General features: G+C 73.0%; 8 protein-coding genes and 1 pseudogene. 2 read left to right on the forward strand and 7 right to left on the reverse strand.

Features of this window, described 5'->3' with window-relative positions; translation table 11 throughout:
• Nucleotides 1-86: 86 nt before the first annotated feature.
• The 7 genes and pseudogenes from treY to BM43_RS03425 form a co-directional block, all read right to left on the reverse strand.
• Complete coding sequence (gene treY, locus BM43_RS03400; protein WP_036056860.1) at nt 87-2,855, reverse strand: malto-oligosyltrehalose synthase; 2,769 nt, start codon at nt 2,853-2,855, stop codon at nt 87-89.
• Complete coding sequence (malQ, locus tag BM43_RS37415; protein WP_036056859.1) at nt 2,852-5,248, reverse strand: 4-alpha-glucanotransferase; 2,397 nt, start codon at nt 5,246-5,248, stop codon at nt 2,852-2,854. The genes treY and malQ overlap by 4 nt, the downstream gene beginning before the upstream one ends.
• Nucleotides 5,245-7,330 (reverse strand): annotated as a pseudogene (treZ, locus tag BM43_RS37420) (malto-oligosyltrehalose trehalohydrolase). The gene malQ and the pseudogene treZ overlap by 4 nt, the downstream one beginning before the upstream one ends.
• Nucleotides 7,331-7,361: 31 nt before the next feature.
• A complete protein-coding gene (gene glgX / locus BM43_RS03410; RefSeq protein ID WP_036056858.1) occupies nt 7,362-9,803 on the reverse strand; it encodes a glycogen debranching protein GlgX in 2,442 nt (813 codons plus the stop codon).
• A gap of 79 nt (nt 9,804-9,882) precedes the next feature.
• Entirely contained in the window at nt 9,883-12,081 is a 2,199-nt protein-coding gene (gene glgB, locus BM43_RS03415) for a 1,4-alpha-glucan branching protein GlgB (protein ID WP_036056856.1), read from the reverse strand.
• Nucleotides 12,078-15,542, reverse strand: a complete 3,465-nt coding sequence (gene treS, locus BM43_RS03420; RefSeq protein ID WP_036056855.1) for a maltose alpha-D-glucosyltransferase — start codon at nt 15,540-15,542, stop codon at nt 12,078-12,080. The genes glgB and treS overlap by 4 nt, the downstream gene beginning before the upstream one ends.
• Nucleotides 15,539-19,069, reverse strand: a complete 3,531-nt coding sequence (locus BM43_RS03425) for an alpha-1,4-glucan--maltose-1-phosphate maltosyltransferase (RefSeq protein ID WP_052409316.1) — start codon at nt 19,067-19,069, stop codon at nt 15,539-15,541. Before BM43_RS03425 ends, treS begins: the two co-directional genes overlap by 4 nt.
• A gap of 336 nt (nt 19,070-19,405) precedes the next feature.
• Between BM43_RS03425 and BM43_RS03430 the strand changes: the two genes are divergently transcribed.
• Both BM43_RS03430 and BM43_RS03435 read left to right on the forward strand, forming a co-directional pair.
• On the forward strand, nt 19,406-19,852 hold the full coding sequence (locus BM43_RS03430) for a hypothetical protein (protein WP_025099222.1): 447 nt from the start codon (nt 19,406-19,408) through the stop codon (nt 19,850-19,852).
• A 573-nt stretch (nt 19,853-20,425) separates the two neighbouring features.
• A complete protein-coding gene (locus BM43_RS03435) occupies nt 20,426-21,421 on the forward strand; it encodes a LacI family DNA-binding transcriptional regulator (protein WP_036056854.1) in 996 nt (331 codons plus the stop codon).
• Nucleotides 21,422-21,461: the final 40 nt, after the last annotated feature.

The raw sequence follows: 21,461 nt of genomic DNA on the forward strand, positions 1-21,461 counted from the left end.
CGCCAGAAATCGATGTCAACGCGAGGCCGTCTGTGCTGCTTTTCCGGGACAGAGGATGTGCGTGGCGCGCGAGGCCGGCACGGCGCTCACGAACTGCTGTCGACCAGCACCGCGACGGGCAGGTCGGCCAGCAGATCGGCCAGCCGCAGCCGGGTGCCGCCGCCATCCCGCGTGGCCTGGAAATCGCGATCGCCCAGCTCGTCGCGCCAGGCCGCGGCCCCGGCCGGCATGTCGAGAGGCAGCACCACGCTGGCGTCGCCCCAATGACGCGCCTCGATGCGCGGCCCGGCATCGTCCGGGGCCAGCAGGCCGAGCGCGAGCCGGCTGCCGACCACCACGATGCGGGTTTGCGCGTCGTGCCGCATCAGCGCGATCGCATGCGCGCTGGCCGGTCCCTCGATCGCCAGCGGCAGGTAGGCGCCGCTCGCGAATGTCTCGGGATGACGTGCCCGCAAGCCCAGCATGCGGGTGACCAGCGCGCGCTTGACGCGCCCGTCGGCCCAGGTCGGCAGGTAGCCGGCCACCGGGCCGTCGACGGGGATCGCGCGCCGCTCGGCGAAATCCACCTCGCGGCGGTTGTCGGGATCGACCAGGCTGAAATCCCAGGCGTCGGTGCCCTGGTAGAGATCGGGCACGCCGGGCGAGGCGATCCGCAGCGCGGTCTGCAGCAGCGAATTGACCGCGCCGGCCGGCGCGATGCGGGCCACGAAGGCATGCAGCGCGTGCGCGAAATCGTCGATGCCGCGCGGCCGCAGGATCTCGCGCACGAAATCCTCGCAGGCCTGCTCGTAGCGCGCGTCGGGCGCGAGCCACCCGGTCTCGCGCTTGGCCTCGCGCAGCGCCTTGGTCTGCCAGCGCACGATGCGCTCGGTGAGTTCGGCCAGGCCCTCGGCGTCGTCGGGCCCGAGCGTGGGGGGCCAACAGCCGGCCAGCGTCTGGTAGAGCATGGCTTCGGTGGCGCGGCTCGGGCCGTCTGCCGGCGGCGCGTTGCGCGCATGCCAGGCTTCCAGCGCGCCGCGCCAGGGCACCGGCATCTCGCTGAGCACGGCCAGCCGCGCGCGCACGTCCTCGCCACGCTTGTGGTCGTGGGTGGCGGTCGCCAGCATGGTGGCCGGCATGCATCGCGCGCGCTCGAGATTGCGCGCGTGGAAATCCTCCGGCGATAGCGCGAGCCGTTGCGCATCGGCGCCCACCTCGTTGCGCGACAGCAGGCGGCCATAGCGATAGCAGGCGGTATCCTCCACACCCTTGGCCGCGAGCGGCGCGCTCAGCCGCGCGAAGGACAGTTGCGCGCGCAACGACAGCGCGGGATCGACGTCCGGTACGACGGTATCGCCGGCCAGCTCGGGCCAGCCCAGCCAGGCCAGCGCGTGGTCGAGCGCGGCGCGATCGGTGCGCGGCAGGGCCCGGGCGGCGGCGCGCGCGGCGGCCTCGATGAAGGGCCGCTCCTGCTCGCGCTCGCCTTCCAGCGGATAGAGCCGGTAGACCGGCAGTTGCGCGGCCAGCTCGATGGCCGCGCGCCGCAGCGGCGCACGGGCCAGGTCGCGCGTGCGCGGATCGGCGCGCGCGATCGCGTGCAGCGCATCGGCCAGGCGCTCGGCCTCGGCCGCCAGCTGGCGCGGCACCGCCTCGCGCTTGCCGGCCAGCGCCTCGTCGGCGAAATCGGCCGTGCTGCCCGACAGTTCGGCCCAGTGATGTTCCAGCGGCTCGGCGCCGGCCGGATCGTGCAGCAGCGCGCTCACCTCGTCCATGAAGTCGTAGCCGGTGGTGCCGTCGGCCAGCCAGTCGGCCGGCAGCGTCTCGCCGCGCGCGAGGATCTTCTCCACCACCAGGTAGGGCGCCGGCTCGCGCAGCGCGGCCAGGCGCGCGCGCAGCTTGCGGCAGTAGCCGCGCGGATCGGCCAGGCCGTCGACATGGTCGATGCGCACGCCATCGATCAACCCCGCGTCGACCAGGCGGAACAGCAGCGCGTGCACGTCCTCGAACACCGCATCGTCCTCGACGCGCACGCCGGCCAGCGTGTCGATGTCGAAGAAGCGGCGCCAGTTGATCTCGTCGCTGGCGGTGCGCCACCAGGCGAGCCGCCAGGCCTGCCGTTCGAGCAGGGCGTGCAGGCGCGCGCGGCCTGCTTCGTGGTCGGCCGCGTAATGGCGCAGCGCGGCGTCGAGCGCGTCGCGGCCATGGGCGCGCAGATGCTCGCGCAGCGCCTCGAAGGCCAGCGCGATGCGCGGCGCGCCCGGCGGCGCGTCGGCCAGCGGCGCGAAGCGCGCGGCCAGCGTGTCGAGGCCGGGATCGTGCGCGGCGCGCAGCACCTCGGCATAGGCGCCCAGGCCGATCGGCAGCGTGCGCCCGGGGCAGGCCACCGACAGCCGGCCGCTGGCCGGGTCGGCCTGCAGCGCGATCTCGCCGGCCGCCAGCGCCTCGCCATAGGGGCGGCCCAGGCAGGGCAGCAGCACACGGCCGTGCAGCGTCGGGTCGGCGGGCTGCCAGTCGATGTCGAAGTGGCGCGCGTAACGGCTGCGCGGCCCCCATTCGAGCACGTCGTTCCACCAGCCGTTCGAGGTGCCGCCCACGCCCATGTGGTTCGGCGCGAAATCGACCACGGTGCCGAGCCCGTGACGGCGCAGCGCGCCGACCAGCCGCACGAAACCGTGCTCGCCGCCCAGCTCCTCGCTGATGCGCCCGTAGTCGACGCAGTCGTAGCCGTGCGTCGAGCCCGGTTCGGCCTGGGTGATCGGCGACAGGTAGACATGGCTCACGCCGAGCTTCGCGTATTGGTCCACGTAGGCGGCGGCATCGTCGAAACCGAAGCCGGCGTGCAGTTGCAGGCGCAGGGTTGCGCGCGGCGGGCTCATCGCGGCTCTCCCGCGGTGCGGCGCGCGAGCGCGATGGCCGCCAGCGCGGCCGCGGCGGGATCGTCGATCAGCCGCGCCGTGTCGCGCGGCATGCGCCGTCGCCAGTTCGGATGGCCGACCGGCGGCCCCGGCAGGTTTGGCTGGGCGGGCAGGGCCAGCAGGTCCTCGAGCGGCAGCAGGGCGAGCGTCGAGGCGCTGCGCGCGACGAAGGCCAGTGCCGCCGCCACGGGCGGCGCGTCGGCCGGCGGCGGTGCCTGGGAGGCCGCGTTGGGCGGCACCACGCCGGCCGCCAGCAGCGCCTGCCAGAGCTGGGCGCGATCGGCCTCGCGTGCGGCGAGATCGGGCGGCAGCGGCGCGGCGGCGGCGGCCGGTGCGGTGCAAGCCCCGGAAGCGCCGGCCGCCTCCACTGCATCGCGCGGCACTTCGGCATCGCGCGCCACCGGCCGCGTCGGCGAGGGCGCGTGTTCCTGCAAAGCGGGGGCGAGAGACGAAGCCCTATCGATCATGCGGTTCTCCATGGGTGGCCAGGTTGCCTCGGGATCATCGGGCTGCATCGCGTCGGCGAACGCGGCGCTTGCCGCTGCGGCCTCACCGGCCTCGCGCGCCGGCCCGCCCTCGTCGGCGCGCCGGTCCTGCCCGGCCAGCACATGCCGGCGCCAGGCCAGGTCGACGCCGCGCCACCAGCCGGCCAGCGTCGGCAGGTCATGCGTGGAGGACATCGCCGCCGCGTCGCGGTCCCAGGCCTCGGGCGGCCGGAACGCGCCGTCGCGTTCGCGCTCGAAGGCGAGCACGCGCATCCCGGCGATGCCGCGCGCGGCCAGCCGTTCGCGCAAGCCCTCGGGCACGGTGCCGAGATCCTCGCCGATCGCGATGGCGCGATGCCGCGAGGATTCGAGCGCGACCAGCCGCAGCAGGTCGTCGAGCGGGTAGCGCAGGTAGGCGCCCTCGCGCGGCGAGCCGCCGTCGCGCACGATCCACAACCGCTGGAAGCCGAGGATGTGATCGATGCGCACGCCGCCGGCATGCGCGAAGGCGCCGCGCAGCAGCGCGATGAAGGGCGCGTAGCCGTTCGCGCGCAGGCCGGCCGGGGTCCAGGTGGCGACGCCCCAGGCCTGGCCCTCGGGATTGAACAGGTCGGGCGGCGCGCCGATCGACAGCCCCGAGAGCAGCGTGTGCGGCGCGGCCCAGGCATCGGCGCCGTCGGGCGCCACGCCGACCGCGAGATCGGCGATCGTGCCGATCGACATGCCGGCCTCGCGCGCGGCCTGGCGCGCGCCGTCCAGCCCGCGCGAGGCCAGCCATTGCGTGAAGGCGAAGAAGGCGACGTGCTCGGCGTGCGCGGCCGCGAAGGCGCGTACCTCGGTGGTGCCGGGGCTCTGCCACTCTGCGGGCCAGCGGCGCCAGTCGGGGCCGAGCCGCTCGGCGATGGCCTGCGCCTGCAGGGCGTCGAACACGGCTTGCGCGTGCAGCGCGTCGCCGCCTTCGGTCGAAAAGCGCGCGAAGGCCTCGTGTTCGGCCGAGGGATGCGCGCGCCAGCGCTCGAACAGGGCGCGCAGCACGCGCAGCTTGAGATGAAGCGCGCGCGGCCAGTCGACCAGCGGCGCGCGCGACAGCGCCTCGGCGGTCTCGGCGAGCCCGGTTTCGGCCAGCACGGCGCGCGTCGCCTCGGCGCCCAGCACCATGTCGGGATCGACATAGGCGAGGTTGTGCCAGCGCCGCGAGGAGGGCGAATAGGGGCTGTCGCGCTCGGGCTGGGCCGGGAAGCTGGCGTGGGTCGGGCTCAGCGCCAGCGCGTCGGCGCCCAGCCTCGCGGCCGAGCGCGCCAGGGTGGCCAGCGCGCTGGTGTCGCCCAGGCCCAGGTCGCCGTCGCGGCGCAGGCCGTAGAGCTGGGCCGCCAGGCCGAACGGGCGCGCGCGGCCGGCCGCGTGCGCGGCGTCGTCGAGGGTCCAGCCGCGCGCCGGCGCGACGGCGACGGTGAGGCTCGTCGAGGCGGTCTCGACCTGGTGGTAGCCGGGCGTCGCGATCGGCGGCAGCAGAAGGCCGGGGCCGGAGCCTGCGCCGCCAGCATCGGCAAGCAGCTTGCCCTGGCTGGATTCGCCGCTCTCCAGCCTCAGCGTGTAGCTGTCGCCGACGCGGTCGTGCCCGCCGGGCCAGGGCACCGGCGCGCCCACGTCGGCCGTCACGAGCGGCGGCGCGGCGGCCGGAGCATGCAGCGCGGCGCTGCTCCATTCGCGATCGGCACGCGTCGCGCAGGGCAGCCCGAGCGCATCGAGCAGCACCGCCAGCGCCGCGTCGTCGACGCGCCGCGCGGTGCCGCCGGCATCGGTCCAGTCCGGCTCGAGGCCGGCCGCGCGCGCCAGCGCCGCGATCGAGGAGGCTTGCGCGGCGCTCATCGGCCGTGCCCCTCGCGCCGCGCGTCGGCCGGCGCATCGAGCCAGGCCAGGCAGGCATGCGCGTCGAGCCGGCCCTCGCCGAGCGAATCGCGCACGCGCGGCGGCGTCTCGAACACGATCTTGCCGGGCGGCAGCTCGGGCAGGGCGATCGCGCGGTCCTCCAGATTCAGCGCGATCGTCAGGCCCGCGCCGTTGCCGAGCCGCCAGCGCGCGACCAGCGCGCGCGGCGCGGCGGCCGGCGCGCCGCCGCCGTCGCGGGCGGCCTTGCGCGCGGTCGCGGCGGCGAGTTCGGCCGCGGCCTCGCGCTCGCCCTGCCGCTCGGGATCGACCTGCGGCAGCCGCGATTCGTCGGGGGCGAGCGCGGGGATCGTCGTCGCGCGGCCGGGGCGCGTCGCCCGCGGCGCGATCCGGATCGCGAGCGTCGCGCCCGGGGTTCGCGGGCGGCGCGTCGCCGCCGGCCGCGCCCCCCAGCAGCGTCACGCCCTCGGCGCGCGCGCCGGGCAGGTGCGGCACGATGAAGCCCGAGCGCACCGCCAGCGCGCCACGATAGAAGGCACGCCAGGCGCGCGCGTCGTCGCTCTCGTGGTCGGCGTCGACGGCGGCCAGCGAGGCGCGCGCGAAGGTGGCGGGATCGTTCGGATCGGGGATCGCCTCGCGGTGCTCGGCGCTGGCGAAGGCGGGAAATGCCGCGAACTCTCGGCGGCGCCCCTCGCGCACCGCGTCGGCCAGCTCGCCCTGGTAGTCGGTGAAGAACTGGAAGGGCTGGGTCGAGCCGGTTTCCTCGCCCATGAACAGCAAGGGCACCTGCGGCGCGAGCAGCAGCAGCGCGGTGGCCGCGCGCAGCGCGTCGTCGTTGATCAGCATGCGCAGCCGCTCGCCGAAGGCGCGGTTGCCGACCTGGTCGTGGTTCTGCAGGAAGGCCACGAAGGCGGTGGGCGGCAGATGCGCGCTCGGTTCGCCGCGCGGCCGCCCTTCATGCAGCGGCGAGGGCTCGCCCTGGTAGGCGAAGCCCTCGGCCAGGGTGCGCGCGAGGCGCTGCAGCGGCGCGTCGGCATAGGCGCGGTAATAGCCCTCGCGCTCGCCGGTCAGCAGCACGTGCAGGCTGTTGTGGAAGTCGTCGTTCCATTGCGCGTCGAAGCCGGCGTCGCCGAGCAGGCGCGCGCTGTTGCGCTCGTTCTCCAGCACCAGGTGGATATGCCGCGTGTGGTTCGCGTAGTCGCGCACGCGCGCGGCCAGCGCGACCAGCCAGCCGTCGTTGTCGATCGCGTGCGCGGCATCGATGCGCAGCCCGTCGACGCGGAATTCCTCCAGCCAGTAGAGCGCGTTGTCGGTGAAGAAGCGTCCCACCTCGTCGCGATCGAAATCGATCGCGGGGCCCCAGGCGGTGTGCGTTCCCTCGCGGAAGAAGCTCGGCGCATAACTGGCCAGCCAGTTGCCGTCGGGGCCGAAGTGGTTGTAGACCACGTCGACGAAGACCTGCAGGCCCAGGCCGTGGGCGGCGTCGATCAAGGCCTTGAGGTCCTCGGGACGCCCATAGGGGGCCGGCGGCGCGAACGGCAGCACGCCGTCGTAGCCCCAGTTGCGCTCGCCGGGGAAGCTGGCCAGCGGCATCAGCTCGATCGCCGTCACGCCGAGCGCGGCCAGCTCGCCGAGCCGCCGCTCGACCCCGCGATAGCCGCCCAGCGCGCCCACGTGCAGCTCGTAGATCACCGTCTCGTGCCAGGGCCGGCCGCGCCAGTCGTCGTGCCGCCAGCGATAGGCGGCCGGGTCGATCACCTCGCTCGGGCCGTGCACGCCCTCGGGCTGGAAGCGCGAGGCGGGATCGGGCACCGCCTCGCCGCCGTCGAGCCGGTAGCGGTAGCGCGTGCCGGGGCCGAACGGCGCGGTGGTGTCGAACCAGCCGCCCTCGCGGGCGGTCATGGCGACGCTGGCCTGGCGCTGGCCGTCGTCGAGCTCGACCGAGACGGCCTGGCAGGCGGGCGCCCACAGCCGGAAGTGGGTGCGCCGCGCATCGAGGCAGCAGGCGCCGAACGAGGCCGGATACGCGTGGCGGCCGGCGGGATAGGACAGGGAATCGGACATCGTCACATCCTCGGGAAAGAGCGCGTCAGCGTCAGCCTCGCGGCGGGGCCGGCGCGCGCGCGGAATCGGGAGCGGCCGCGCGCGGGCTGGCGCGGCCGGTGTGGCGCGGCGCTTCGCGTCGCGCGGCGGAATCGGCAGCCGTGCCGGCGGCGTGTCGTGGGGCGCATGCCCCAATCGATGCCGGCACCGGGATCGACTGCCGGCTGGCGGATGCCGCGGCGGCCGCGCGCTGCGCGACCGGCTCGGGTTGCGCGCCGGGCTCGTCGGCCGGCGCGGCGGCGGCCGGCAGTTCGTCGGGCGCGTCCTCGGCATCCTCGGGCAAGGCGTCGCCCGTCGCGTCGGTGTTCGTCTCGTCGAGCCGGACGCGTTCGCGCGCGCCCAGCTTCGCGGCCGCGATCAGGGCCGTGTGCGGCGGCAACTCGATGCCTTCGGCGGGCAGCGCCTCGGCCTCCACCTCGGGCCGGCTGCTGTCGGCCAGCACACGCCACGCGAGCATCGGCGCGGGCGGCACGAAGCGCAGCGGCTGGGCCGAGCCGTTGAGCATCAGCAACAGCGCCTCGCATTCACCCCGGCGATCGGGGCCCACCCGGCGCATCGTCAGCGCGCGGCGCTCGCGGTCCTGCCAGGCCGGCACCGAGACGCTCTCGCCGCGTTCGTCGAACCAGTCGATCTCGCGCAGGCCCGGCGCCGCCTCGCGGTCGCCCGAGGGATAACGCGGCCCGGACAGCAGCGGATGCTCGCGACGCAGCGCGGCCAGGCGTGCCACGAAGGCGCTCAACTGCCGGCCGTCCTCGCTGTCGGCCAGCTCCCAGTCGAACCAGGACAGCTCGTTGTCCTGGCAGTAGGCGTTGTTGTTGCCGCGCTGGCTGCGGCCGAACTCGTCGCCGCCGAGCAGCATGGGCGTGCCGAGCGCGGCGTACAGCGTCACCAGCATCGAGCGCGCCACGCGCGCGCGCACCGCGCGGATGCCGGCGTCGTCTGTCGTGCCCTCCACGCCCCAGTTTGCGCTGCAGTTGTCGTCGCGGCCGTCGTGGTTGTCCTCGCCATTGGCCTCGTTGTGCTTGGACGAATAGGCGACCAGGTCGGCCAGCGTGAAGCCGTCGTGCGCGGTCACGAAGTTGATCGAGGCCCAGGGCCGGCGCCGCTGGTGGTGGAAGATGTCGGCCGAGCCGGCCAGGCGCGCGGCCAGCTCCGGGCGCATGCCTGCGTCGCCGCGCCAGAAGCGGCGCACCGTGTCGCGGAAGCGGTCGTTCCATTCGCCGAAGCCGGGCGGGTGGTTGCCGAGCTGGTAGCCGCCGGGGCCCACGTCCCAGGGCTCGGCGATCAGCTTTCGGGTGGCCAGGATCGGGTCCTGGCCGAGCGCGTCGAAGAAGCCCGAGCCCTTGTCGTAACCGTTCGGCTCGCGGCCCAGCGTGACGCTCAGGTCGAAGCGGAAGCCGTCGATGTTGAAGGCGGTGCACCAGTAGCGCAGCGAGTCCATCACCATCTGCAGCACGCGGGGATGCGAGAGGTTCAGCGTGTTGCCGCAGCCGGTCTCGTCGATGTTGAGGCGCGGGTCGTTGGGCTGCAGCCGGTAGTAGCTAGCATTGTCGAGTCCGCGCCAGCTCAGCGTGGGGCCCAGCTGGTTGCCCTCGCAGGTGTGGTTGTAGACCACGTCGAGCAGCACCTCGATGCCGGCCGCGTGCAGCTGGCGGATCGCGATGCGCATCTCGTCGAGCCGGCGCGTCGACAGGTAGGACGGCTCGGGCGCGAAGAAGCCGAGCGTGTCGTAGCCCCAGTAGTTGCGCAGGCCGCGGTTGACCAGCGCGCGGCTGTGCACGAAGGCATGCACCGGCAGCAGTTCGACGGTGGTCACGCCGAGCCGCAGCAGGTGCTCGATGAACCCGGGCGAGCCGAGCGCCGCGAAGGTGCCGCGCTCGGGCTGGCGCAGCCCGCCGCGGCGCATCGAGACGCCGCGCACGTGGGTCTCGTAGATCACCGTCTGCGGCCAGGGCACCTCGGGGCGGCGGTCGTCGCGCCAGTCGAAGGTCTCGTCGACCACCACGCACTTGGGCATGGCCGGCGCCGAATCGCGCCGGTCGATCGAGAGATCGGCGCGGTTCGAATGGAGCCGGTAGGCGAACAGCGCGTCGGACCAGCGGAACTGCCCGATCAGCTTGCGCGCGTAAGGGTCGAGCAGCAGCTTCGAGGAATTGAAGCGATGGCCGTGCTGCGGCTGGTAGGGCCCGTCGGCGCGAAACGCGTAGACGGTGCCCGGATGCGCGTCGGGCAGGTAGCCGTGCCAGATCTCGTCGGTGCATTCGGGCAGGTCCAGCCGCGCGATCTCCTTGCGCCCGGTCGCATCGAACAGGCACAGCTGGATGCGCGTGGCATGCGCCGAGAACACCGCGAAGTTGATGCCCAGGCCGTTCCAGTTCGCGCCGAGCGGGTAGGGCCTGCCCGGTTCGAGTCGGTCGGCGGTGGCTGCGCGCATGATGCTGCTCTCCTGGTTTGTCGTCGTTGCTCGTGTCGTTTCGATGCGGCGGGCTGCGCGAGGGCGGCTCGCGCGGGCCTCAATCCGGGCGCAGCCAGAGCGTGGCCAGCGGCGGCAGGCGCAGCTCCGCCGACCAGGACTGGCCATGCGCCGGCACGTCCTGCGCCTGGAGCGCGCCGCCGTTGCCGCTATTGGTGCCGCCGTAGGCCGCGCTGTCGGTGTTGAGCAGCTCGGTCCAGCGCCCGCCCGCCGGCAGCCCGACGCGGTAGCCCTCGCGCGGCACCGGCGTGAAGTTGCAGATGGCGACCAGCACGCGGCCGCTGTCGTCGCGGCGCTGGAAGGCATAGACGCTGTTGCTGGCGTCGTCGCCGACCAGCCAGCCGAATCCCTCGGGCCGGCTGTCGAGCCGGTACAAGGCAGGTTCGTCGGCGCTCAGGCGGTTCAGGTCGCGCACCAGGCGCTGCACGCCGCGATGCGCGGGCGCGTCGAGCAGGTCCCAGGGCGGCTGGCCGTCGTGCGAGAACTCGCCGGGCTGGGCGAACTCGCCGCCCATGAACAGCAGCTTCTTGCCCGGATGCGCCCACATGAAGCCGTAGTAGGCGCGCAGCGTGGCGAAGCGCTGCCAGGCGTCGCCCGGCACCTTGGCCAGCAGCGAGCCCTTACCGTGCACCACCTCGTCGTGCGAGAGCGGCAGCACGAAGCGCTCGGAGAAGGCGTAGACCAGGCCGAAGCCGATGCGGTCGTGGTGATGGCGGCGATGTATCGGGTCCTCGCCGAGGTAGGACAGCGTGTCGTGCATCCAGCCCATGTTCCACTTGAAGTCGAAGCCCAGGCCGCCATGCGCGGTGGGCGCCGTCACGCCGGGCCAGGCGGTCGATTCCTCGGCGATGCTCAGCACGCCGGGCGGCGCGAGCGGGCCGTGCAGGGTGTCGTTGAGTCCGCGCAGGAAGGCGATCGATTCCAGGTTCTCGCGCCCGCCGTGCACGTTCGGCACCCACTCGCCCGAGGCGCGCGAATAGTCGCGGTAGAGCATCGAGGCCACCGCGTCGACGCGCAAGCCGTCGACATGATGGTCGCGCACCCAGGCCAGCGCCGCGGCGATCAGGAAGCCGCGCACCTCGTGGCGGCCGAGGTTGAACACCAGCGTGTTCCAGTCGGGATGGAAACCCTCGCGCGGATCGGCGTGCTCGTAGAGCGCGGTGCCGTCGAACTGGCCGAGCCCGTGCGGGTCGGTCGGAAAATGCGCGGCCACCCAGTCGACGATCACGCCGAGACCGGCCGCGTGCGCGCGGTCGACGAAGCGCGAGAAGCCCTCCACCGGCCCGAAGCGCGCCGAGGGCGCGAACGGCGAGAGCGGCTGGTAGCCCCAGGAGCCGCCGAACGGGTACTCGGCCACCGGCATCAGCTCGATGTGGGTGAAGCCCATGCCTGCCGCGTAGGGGATCAGCCGGTCGGCCAGCTCGTCCCAGCTCGGTGCGCGCGGCGGATCGCCGATCCTTTGCCAGGATTCCGGATGGACCTCGTAGACCGACATCGGCGCGCGCTCGGCATCGGTTTCGGCGCGGCGGCGCATCCAGTCCTGATCGTGCCATTCGAAGCTCGACAGCGCCTCGGCGTCGGCCACCACCGAGGCCGTCAGCGGCGGCGCCTCGGTGGCGCGCGCGCAAGGATCGGCCTTGAGCGGCAGCACCACGCCCTCGCGCGTGCGTAACTCGAACTTGTAGCGCACGCCTGCGCCGATGCGCGGTACGAACAGCTCCCACACGCCCCAGGGGCGGCGCAGCCGCATCGGGTTGCGGCGCCCGTCCCAGGCGTTGAAGTCGCCCACCACCGAGATCCGCGCGGCGCTCGGCGCCCACAGCGCGAAGCGCACGCCGGGCACGCCGTCCACGCTCATCGGCCGCGCGCCGAGGCAGTCGAGCACGGCCAGCGGGTCGCCCTCGGCCAGGCGCGCGAGCCGGTCCTCGGCCAGCAGCGGGCCGAAGGCATAGATGTCCTCGACCTCCTGGGTCACGGTCATCCAGTCGATCGAGAGCCGGTAATCGGCGTCGTCCTCGAGCGTGCCAGCGAAGCAGCCGGCCGGCGCCACGCGCTCCAGCTCGCCGAGCACGCGGCCGCCCTCGCGCGCCACCGCGTGCACGCGATGCGCGCCGGGCAGCAGGGCGCGCACCACGGTGCGCTCGCCGAGGCGATGCTTGCCGAGGCAGGCGAACGGGTCCGGGTGGCGCGCGTCCAGCAGCGCATCGATATCGGACAGGTCGAACAGCGTGTCGCTCATTGCGGGTTCTCCGGCGGGAGCTCGTCGGGTGAATGGGATTGGGAGGACGGGTCGTCCTCGTCCGGGCCGCGGTCGCGGCCCAGCAGTTGCGCGCTGAGCGCGGCCAGCCCGAGCACCGGCACGCTCAGCCAGTCGGGCCGGTTGGCGGCCTCGTAGGCCAGCTCGTAGGCGGCCTTCTCGACCAGGAACAGCATCAGCAGGCGCTCGGCATCGGCGGGCCCGGCGAACGGCGTGGGCGCGAGCTCGACGGCGCGCCGGTAGTTGGCGAGGAAGCGGTCGGCGGCGGCCTGCCCGAAGCGGTCGAACAGCGTGCGCTTGAGGTCGGCGGTGGGCGCGGGGGCCTTCTCGATCGAGAACTGCGCGGCCGCGCTGGCATAGGAGAGCGAGCGCAGCAGGCCCGCCACGTCGCGCAAGGGATGCGATTTCGCGCGGCGTGCGTCCAGCGCGCGGGCCGGCTCGCCCTCGAAGTCGATCAGCATCGCGTCGCCATGCACGTCGAGCACCTGACCGAGATGGAAATCGCCGTGGATACGCGTGCAGAGCGCGTCGAGGTGTTCCGGCAGCAGCGAATCGAGCGCCGCGACCAGGTCCTCGCGCGAGGCCAGCAGCGCAAGCGCGGCATCGCGCACGCCGTCGTCGAGGTCGTCCAGACGCGGCGCGAGCAGGCCCATCGCGCGATCGACCATCGCGATCGCGTCCTGCGTCCAGCGCGCCACATGGGCGGGCGTGGCGCGCTCGGGCGCGAAGGCCGGGTCGTCGGTGGGCGCGGCCAGCGTCACGTGCAGCTCGCCCAGGCGCGTGCCGATCGCGCCGGCGAACTCGGCATAGGCGTCGATCTCGTCGGCCTCGCCGTCGGCCTCCCGGGCATCGGGCGTGGCCGAGGCCGACAGCGCCAGGTCACCCACCGCGCGCTTGAGGAAGTCGAGCGAGCGGACCCAGGCGTCGCCCTGGTTATCGACGAAGGCCTGCACGATCGCCACCGTGTGCGGCGTGCCGTCGGCGCCCACGCGCAGCACCTCGCCGGCCAGTGCCGGCGCGTTGGCGTAGCCGGCGCGCGTCAGGTGGCGGCTCATCTCGGCCTCGGGATGGATGCCGGCCGCCACCCGCCGCACCAGCTTGAGCACCAGGGTCTCGCCGATAACCAGCGAGCTGTTGCTCTGCTCGGCGGCGAGCCAGCGGATCCCGGGCGTCGGGCCCAGCGCCTGCATCACCTCGGTGAGCGTGGGCTCGGGCGAGAACACCAGGGTCCCTCCACTGGTCAGGGGCACGCTGGCGTGCTCGGCCAGCTTGGCCAGCACGCCGTGCGCGAAGCCGGGCAAGGCGAAGGCGTCGGTCAAATAGCCGACCGTCGGGCCGCGTCGCACGCGCGCCAGCGCCAGCCGCATGAACAGCGGATGCGGGGTCTCGTCGCCCCAGGCGGCGGCCAGCGGCACCACGTAGCGTTCCTCGTGGCCGTCGGAGCTCGCGACCACCTCCGCGTACTGGAACGGCTCGCCGGGTATCGACGTGACGCAGTCGAAGCGTGCCGCGTCCAGCGAGCGGTCCTTCGAGGCGAACCAGCGGCGCCGCGTGAGCCACTGCGGCAGCACCTCGGCCTCCAGCGTGGCGACCAGCGGCGCGGCCGGCTGTGCATCGCCGCGCCGCATCACCAGGGTGGTGTACTCGGGCAGCGGCTCGGCATGCGGACGGTGCCAGGCCGGCTCGGCGCCGGTCGGCGAGAGCGAGAACCACAGGAAGCCGTAGGGCGGAAAGGTCAGCAGGTAGGGCAGCTCGCCGATCGCCGGGAACGGCGAATCGGAGGTCATCTCCACCGGCACGCTGCCGGCGAATTCGGAGAGGTCGAGCTCGACCGCCTGCGAGGCGCGCGACAGGTTGGCCACGCACAGCACGGGCGTCGCGTCGGGCAGCTCGCGCAGGTAGGCCAGCACCTTGCGGTTCTCGGGGCGCAGGAAGCGCAGCGTGCCGCGTCCGAACACCTGGGTGGCGCGACGCGTGGCCAGGATCCGGCGCATCCAGTTCAGCAGCGAATGCGGGTCGCGCGATTGCGCCTCGACGTTGACCGCGTCGAAGCCGTACAGCGCGCCCATCACGGGCGGCAGCACCAGTTGCTCGGGATCGGCGCGCGAGAAGCCGCCGTTGCGGTCGGCCGACCACTGCATCGGCGTGCGCACGCCGTCGCGGTCGCCGAGGTGGATGTTGTCGCCCATGCCCAGCTCGTCGCCGTAGTAGATCACCGGCGTGCCCGGCATCGACAGCAGCAGCGAGTTGATCAGCTCGATGCGGCGCCGGTCGCGCTCCATCAGCGGCGCCAGGCGCCGCCGGATGCCGAGGTTCAGGCGCGCGCGGCGGTCGCTCGCGTAGGCCTGCCAGAGCATGTCGCGCTCGGCGTCGGTGACCATCTCCAGGGTCAGCTCGTCGTGGTTGCGCAGGAAGATCGCCCACTGGTTGCTGGGCGCGAGCTCCGGCGTCTGCCGCATGATGTCGATGATCGGGAAGCGGTCCTCGCTGGCGATCGACATGTAGATGCGCGGCATCAGCGGGAAGTGGAAGGCCATGTGGCATTCGTCCTCGCGGCCGAAGTACTCCTGCACGTCCTCGGGCCACTGGTTGGCCTCGGCCAGCAGCATGCGATTGGGGTATTCGGCGTCGATCGCGGCGCGGATCCGCTTGAGCACCGCGTGCGTCTCGGGCAGGTTCTCGTTGCTGGTGCCCTCGCGCTCGACCAGGTAGGGCACCGCGTCCAGGCGCAGGCCGTCGATGCCCAGGTCCAGCCAGAAGCGCATGATCTGCAGCACCTCGCGCACCACCGCCGGATTGTCGAAGTTGAGGTCCGGCTGGTGCGAGTAGAAGCGGTGCCAGTAGTACTGGCCGGCGACCGGGTCGTGGGTCCAGTTCGACGGCTCGCTGTCGACGAAGATCACGCGCGTGCCGGCGAACTTGGTGTCGGTATCGGACCACACGTAGTAGTCGCGATGCACCGAGCCGCGCTTGGCGCGGCGCGCGCGCTGGAACCAGGGATGCTGGTCCGAGGTGTGGTTGATCACCAGCTCGGTGATCACGCGGATGCCGCGCGCGTGCGCCTCGCGGATGAAGCGGCGCACGTCGGCCAGGGTGCCGTAGTCGGGATGGACGTTGCGGTAGTCGGCGATGTCGTAGCCATCGTCGCGGCGCGGCGAGGGATAGAAGGGCAGCAGCCACAGCGCGTCCACGCCGAGCGAGGCGATGTAGTCGAGCTTGGAGATCAGGCCGGGGAAGTCGCCGATGCCGTCGCCGTTGGAGTCGAAGAAGGACTTCACGTGCAGCTGGTAGATGATCGCGTCCTTGTACCAGAGCGGATCGCCGGCCAGGGTGCCGCGCTCGGAAAAGCGCGCCCCGTTGCGGCGCGTGCCGCGCCGGGCGCCGTCGGCGCCGCGCTGGAACGGCGCGTGTTGCGGCGAATCGAGGGTGTCTTCGCGGATCATCGATGGCTTCCTTCGCCGGGCAGCGGCGTCGAGGCGGCGCGCCGCGGCTGGTCGGGCGCGATGCGCCAGAGCGCGAACGGCAGCGCATGCGGGTCGAGGTTCACGTATTGGCGGGTGCCGTGCCAATGGTGCTGATGGCCGTTGGCGAGTTCCACGCTGCGCAGCGCGGCGCCCTCGGGCACGCCCCAGCCTTCGTAGAGCGCCGCGTCGAGCATGAAGTCCGTCGACTGCGGCGCCCAGGGGTCGAGGCTGATCGCGGCCACGATCACGTTGTCGAAGCCGGGCGTGGCCTTGCGGAACACCAGCACCGAATCGTTGGGCGCGTCGAGGAAGCGGATCCCGAGATGGGTCTGCAGGGCGGGGTTGCCGCGCCGCAGGCGGTTGAGCAGGGCGATCTCGGCGGCCAGGTTGCCGGGCCGGTGCCAGTCGCGCGCGCGCAGCTCGTATTTCTCCGAGTCGCGGTACTCCTCGCCGTCGTCGGTCAAGGGCGCCGATTCGCCCAGCTCGAAACCGCTGTACATGCCCCACAGCCCCGAGAGCAGCGCGGCCAGCGCGGCGCGGATCACGAACTGCGCGCGTGGTGCGTGGTGCAGGTAGCGCGGGTTGATGTCGGGCGTGTTGACGAAGAAGTTCGGGCGGAAGAATTCGCGCGCCGGGCCGTCGGCCAGCTCCAGCAGGTACTCTCGCAGCTCGTGCTTGTTCTCGCGCCAGGTGAAGTAGGTATACGACTGCGAGAAGCCGAGCTTGGCGAGCCGGTACATCATCGCCGGCCGCGTGAAGGCTTCCGAGAGGAACACCACGTCGGGATGGCGCGCGCGCACGTCCTCGATCAGCCAGGCCCAGAACGGCAGCGGCTTGGTATGCGGATTGTCGACGCGGAAGATCTTCACGCCGGCGTCCACCCAGTGCAGGATCACGTCGCGCAGCGCGACCCACAGCTCGGGCATCGCGTCGCTCGCGTAGAAGTCGGGGTTGACGATGTCCTGGTAGCGCTTGGGCGGGTTCTCGGCGAAGCGCAGCGAGCCGTCGGGGCGCCAGGCGAACCAGCCCGGGTGGCGCGCCAGCCAGGGATGGTCGGGCGAGCACTGGATCGCGAAGTCGAGCGCGATCTCGATGCCGTGCGCGTGCGCCTGCGCGACCAGCGAGCGGAACGCGCCCAGCGTGCCCAGGCTCGGATGCAGCTCGGTATGGCCGCCGATCGGCGAGCCGATCGCATAGGGGCTGCCGACGTCCTCGGGGCCCGCGCGCAGGCTGTTGTTGCGCCCCTTGCGCGCGGTCAGGCCGATCGGGTGGATCGGCGGGAAATACAGCACATCGAAGCCCATCTCGCGGATTCGCGGCAGGTGGCGCGCCACGTCCTCGAACGTGCCGTGGCGCTGCACGTCGTCGGCGGCCGAGCGCGGGAACATCTCGTACCAGCTGCCGAAGCGCGCGGCGCGGCGCTCGACCTCGACGAGATGGACGCGGCTGTCGCGCGTGAGCGCGCTGCGCCGGTACAGCGCGGCATAGGCGGCGGCCGAGTCGGGCGCGAGCAGCAGGGCGAGCTGGCCGCCCGCGTCGCTGCCGTCGAAGGCCTTGGCCAGGGCTTGGGCGGCGCGCGTGTCGCGGCGTGGGTCCTCGGCTTCGCGCGGGTTCGTCTTCAGCGCGGCGGCCAGCAGCGCGCGCGCTTCCTGCAGCTCCAGCGCGATCTCCTGGCCGGCCGCGTGCTTCTTGCCGATGTCGTCGACCAGCGAGCCCCAGTCGTCGCGCCAGGCCAGCACCCGGAACTGGTGGCGGCCGATCCGGTCGAGCGGGATGCTGGCCTGCCAGCGGTCGTTGCCGAGCGGGGCCAGCGGCACTTCGCGCCAGTCGGCCTCGTCGGCCGCGCGGAAGGCCACCGCGGCGCCGAGCCGGGCATGGCCGTCGACGATCAGCGTGGCGCTCACGAGCATCGCCTCGCCCACCACGCGCTTGGCCGCGAAGCGGCCGTCGTCGACGCTCGGCTCGACACGCTCGATCGCGATCCGGTCGGCCTCGAGCGCGGCGGCCAGCGCTTCCTGGGCGGCCGAGCGGGCGCGGCGGCGCGGGGCGGTGTCGGCTTGCGCCTGCACGGAGCGGCCGGCCTCGTCCCGGGCGGGTTTCGTATCCTTGGCGCCCTTGGCGGGCTTGCCGTTCTTGCTCGCCTCGGCGCTCTTGCCGCCGTCCTTGGGTTCCTTGCCGGGCTTGACCGGCTTGGCGCGCGCCGCGCGCAGCAGGCTCACGCCGCCGGGCATCAGCGCCAGCGGGCCGAGCGGGGCGGTCTTCGCGCGGCGGCCCGCCGATAGCGGCGCGAAACGCGTGAAGGCGCCGGGCACGCCGGCCAGGCAATCGGGATCGATGGCGCCGGGCGCGTCGAGTTCGGGGTTCAGGGCGATCAGCAGGGCCTCGTCGGCCTGTTCCAGCCAGTCGCTGTCGCCGCGCAGCAGCACGGTGACGGCCGCGTCGGCGCCGCTCAGGGCCGCCAGCTCGCCGCGCGAGGCGAACACCGCCGAGTCGCGCCGCCGCTGGTTCGCCTCGGCGAGCGCCTCGGACAGGTCGAACGGGGCGCGCTCGAAGGCCTCGCGGAACGCGGCCGGCTGCGGATGCGCGGTCATCAGCGGGGTGGCGACGCCGCGCTCGAAACCCATCGGCACCAGCCAGCCGGTGCCGAGCGCCGCGGCGGTCTCCAGCGCGCGCCGGTAGCCGCGCTCGATCGCCTCGGGCGGCAGGCCGCGCAGGTCGTGCGCGAGGCGCGGGCCGTCGAAGGCGTCGGGGAAGGCGATCGGCGAGGCGACCCGGCGCAGCAGCGCGTGCTCGTCGAGCAACCAGGGCGCGCGCAGGTCCCACCAGCGCAGCGAACTGAACACGCCGTCGAAGCCGGCGCCCTCGAAGGCGCCCAGCGCCTCGCGCGCATGGCCGGGGATGCCGGCGATCCAGCGCACGTCGTCGAGCTCGCCGTGGCGCGAGCCCAGCCAGGCACGCCACCATTCGGCCGGCAGGCGCTGCGGCGCGTCGACCAGGAAGCCGGCCAGGCCGGTTGCCGAGAGCGTCGCGAAGCGGCCGTGCCACCAGCCGGCCAGCGCCTCGCCCACCTCGGGCCGCGTGATGTCGGCATAGGCGAGGGTCTGTTCGAAGGCGGCCGTGCGCGGGTCGATGCGCGCGTCGTCGTGCGCGCGCTCGATGTACCAGTCCGGCGCGCCGCGGCGCAGCGGGTGCTCGACGGCGATCCGGTCGACCGTCACGTCGAGCATCAGCCGCAGGCCGAATTCGCGGGCCTGCTCGACCAGCCGCGCGAGCGCGTCGCCGGTGTCGAGCGAGGTGGCCAGGGCTTCGTGCGGGCGATCGTGGTCGGCCACCACGCGCGGGTGGCCGGCGCGGCCGGTGGTGTTGAACGCGCCGACCAGCACGTGATCGAAGCCGAGCCCGGCGATCCGCTCGAACCAGGCGGGCCAGGCATCGAGCGGGCCGACCAGGCGCGCGTCGACGAAGTAGAGATGCGGGGAGAAAGCGGTTGCGGTTGAAGGTGCCATCGGGCCGTCCGTTGCGCTGGGCAGGCGGCGGTTGCCGACTGCCAGCGGGGGGAACGCAACGGCCGTGCCCGAGGCGGGCGGCATGCCATGCGCCGGCCCGTGCGCGCCGCAACGGCCCCGGCGCCATGCGCGCTGTAGTTTCGGCCGGCGCCTGTAGTTTTTACAGCGAGTGGGGTGCGACGGGATTTTTTGGCATCGTCTCGTCGTTCCTGACATTTTTGTTACACCTCTTACGGGCGGCGATCCCGCGCGTTACAGCTTCCTTTCGATCGCTTCGCTACACTCAGCGCCATTGGTTCACGCAACCCCGTACTTCAACGAACAAGAGCGTTCATCATGGCGAACACACTGATCAAACTCGTCGCGGTCGCGGCCCTGGGCGCCGCCGTTTCGATGCCGGCCCTCGCGCGCGGCGACCTGAACAATGCGCTGGGCGGCGCGCTCGGCGGCGTGGCCGGTGCCGCGCTCGGCGGCGCGGTGGGCGGCAGCACCGGCGCGGTGATCGGCGGCGCGGTGGGCGGCGGCGCCGGCGGCGCGGTCACCTCCAGCCGGCGCGAGCGCACCGGTGCCATCATCGGCGGCGCGCTCGGCGGCGGCGCCGGCACGGCGGCCGGCAACGCGATGGGTGGACGCTCGGGCGGCCTGGTCGGCGCGGCCCTGGGCGGCGGTGCCGGTGCGGCGCTGGGCGGCAACGTCTCGCGCTCGAACTCCTACGACGACGATTACCGTCGCGGCCGCTACGGCCATGGCCGCCATCATCGCGGTTACCGTCACTGGGATTGAGGATGGGCGGGCAGGGCGGCGTTGGTCGCCGCGCTGCCCGGCAAGCGCGGCAGCGCGCTGAGATAAGGGGAACCCGGCCCGGCGCCTTGCCGCCGCCGGGTTTTTTCATGGCCGCGCGGGCTGTTCGGCCCGGGCGGCGCGCACCGCCGAAACTGTTGTCGGCGCGCGACGCGGGCCCGCTCGGCCGTTGCGAAGCCGGCTGCGCCGCACTATGGATCAATGATCGCGATTGATGCGCGAAGCTCATCGCGCGGCCTCGATTGATCCTGGAATCCTCAACGATTCTCTCCACTGCTCCCGATTGGTTCGTTTGCGCGGCGCCGGCGTCGCGTTTTCGAGTGCAGGCCGCGATCCATAAGGAATGCGATCGATGTCCAGGCCTTTTCACCCCCGGGCATTTCTCGCGCGATTTCGATCCGGATCAGCCCACGGCGCTTTTGAGTCCCGTATGATGTCGCCCACTTTTCAACCCGCCCCGCCAGGCGGACAGGACATACCGGACTCCTATCGATGGGCAATGCCAGCCGACGCGCACCGAAACCCCCACCGACCCGTCTCGAGGGGCCGCCGCGCATGGCCGACGTGGCCAGGCTGGCCGGCGTCTCGAAGATGACCGTGTCGCGCGTGCTGGCCAACCATCGCGTGGTGGCGGCCGCCACCCGCGAGCGCGTGCTGCGCGCGGTCGACACGCTCGGCTACGTGGCCGACGCGGCGGCGGGGGCGCTTTCCTCGGGGCGTTCCGATTTCGTCGCGGTGATCGTGCCGTCGCTGTCCAGCTCGAACTTCTCCGATACCGTGCGCGGGCTGTCGAACGCGCTGGAGCCCCGGGGCCTGCAACTGCTGATCGGCGATACCGGCTACGACATCGCGCGCGAGGAGCGGCTGATCCGTTCCTTCCTGCGCTACCAGCCGCGTGCCATCGCGCTGACCGGCGCGTTCCATACCGAGGCCGCCACCGCCCTGCTCAAGCGCGCGGGCGTGCCGATCGTCGAGATGTGGGACCTGCCTGGCGCGCCGATCGACGCGGCGGTGGGTTTCTCGAACCAGCGGGCGGCGCGCGAGATGGTGGTCTACCTGCATGGGCGCGGTTATCGCCGGATCGGCTTCCTGTGCGGCGCCAACGACAACGACCGGCGCGGCATGGAGCGGCTCAAGGGATATCGCGCGGCGGTGCGCGCGCTGGGCCTGGGCGAGCCGCGCGTGGTGCGCATCGGCGACACGCCGGCCGACATGACCCACGGCGGCCCCGCGCTCGACGCGCTGCTGGCGCGCTGGCCCGATACCGACGCGGTGATGTCGATCAGCGACATGTCGGCCTTCGGCGCGATCATGCAGTGCCATCGGCGCGGCCTGCGCGTGCCCGAGGACATCGCGGTGGCCGGCTTCGGCGATTTCGAGGTGGCCGAATGCTCGCATCCGACCATCACCACCGTCAGCGTCGATGCCCATGGCATCGGCCAGCGCACCGGCGAGGTGCTGTTCGACGCGATGGCGCACGGCACCGCGCTGGCGGCCGGGTACAGGCACGTGAAGCTGCGGTTCTCGGTGGTGCAGCGCGAAAGCGCTTGAGGGCGCAGCGCGGTTTTGGGATCAGTTGTTTGTTGTCGAG

The sequence above is a fragment of the Burkholderia gladioli genome, assembly GCF_000959725.1.
Taxonomy (GTDB): Bacteria; Pseudomonadota; Gammaproteobacteria; order Burkholderiales; family Burkholderiaceae; genus Burkholderia; species Burkholderia gladioli.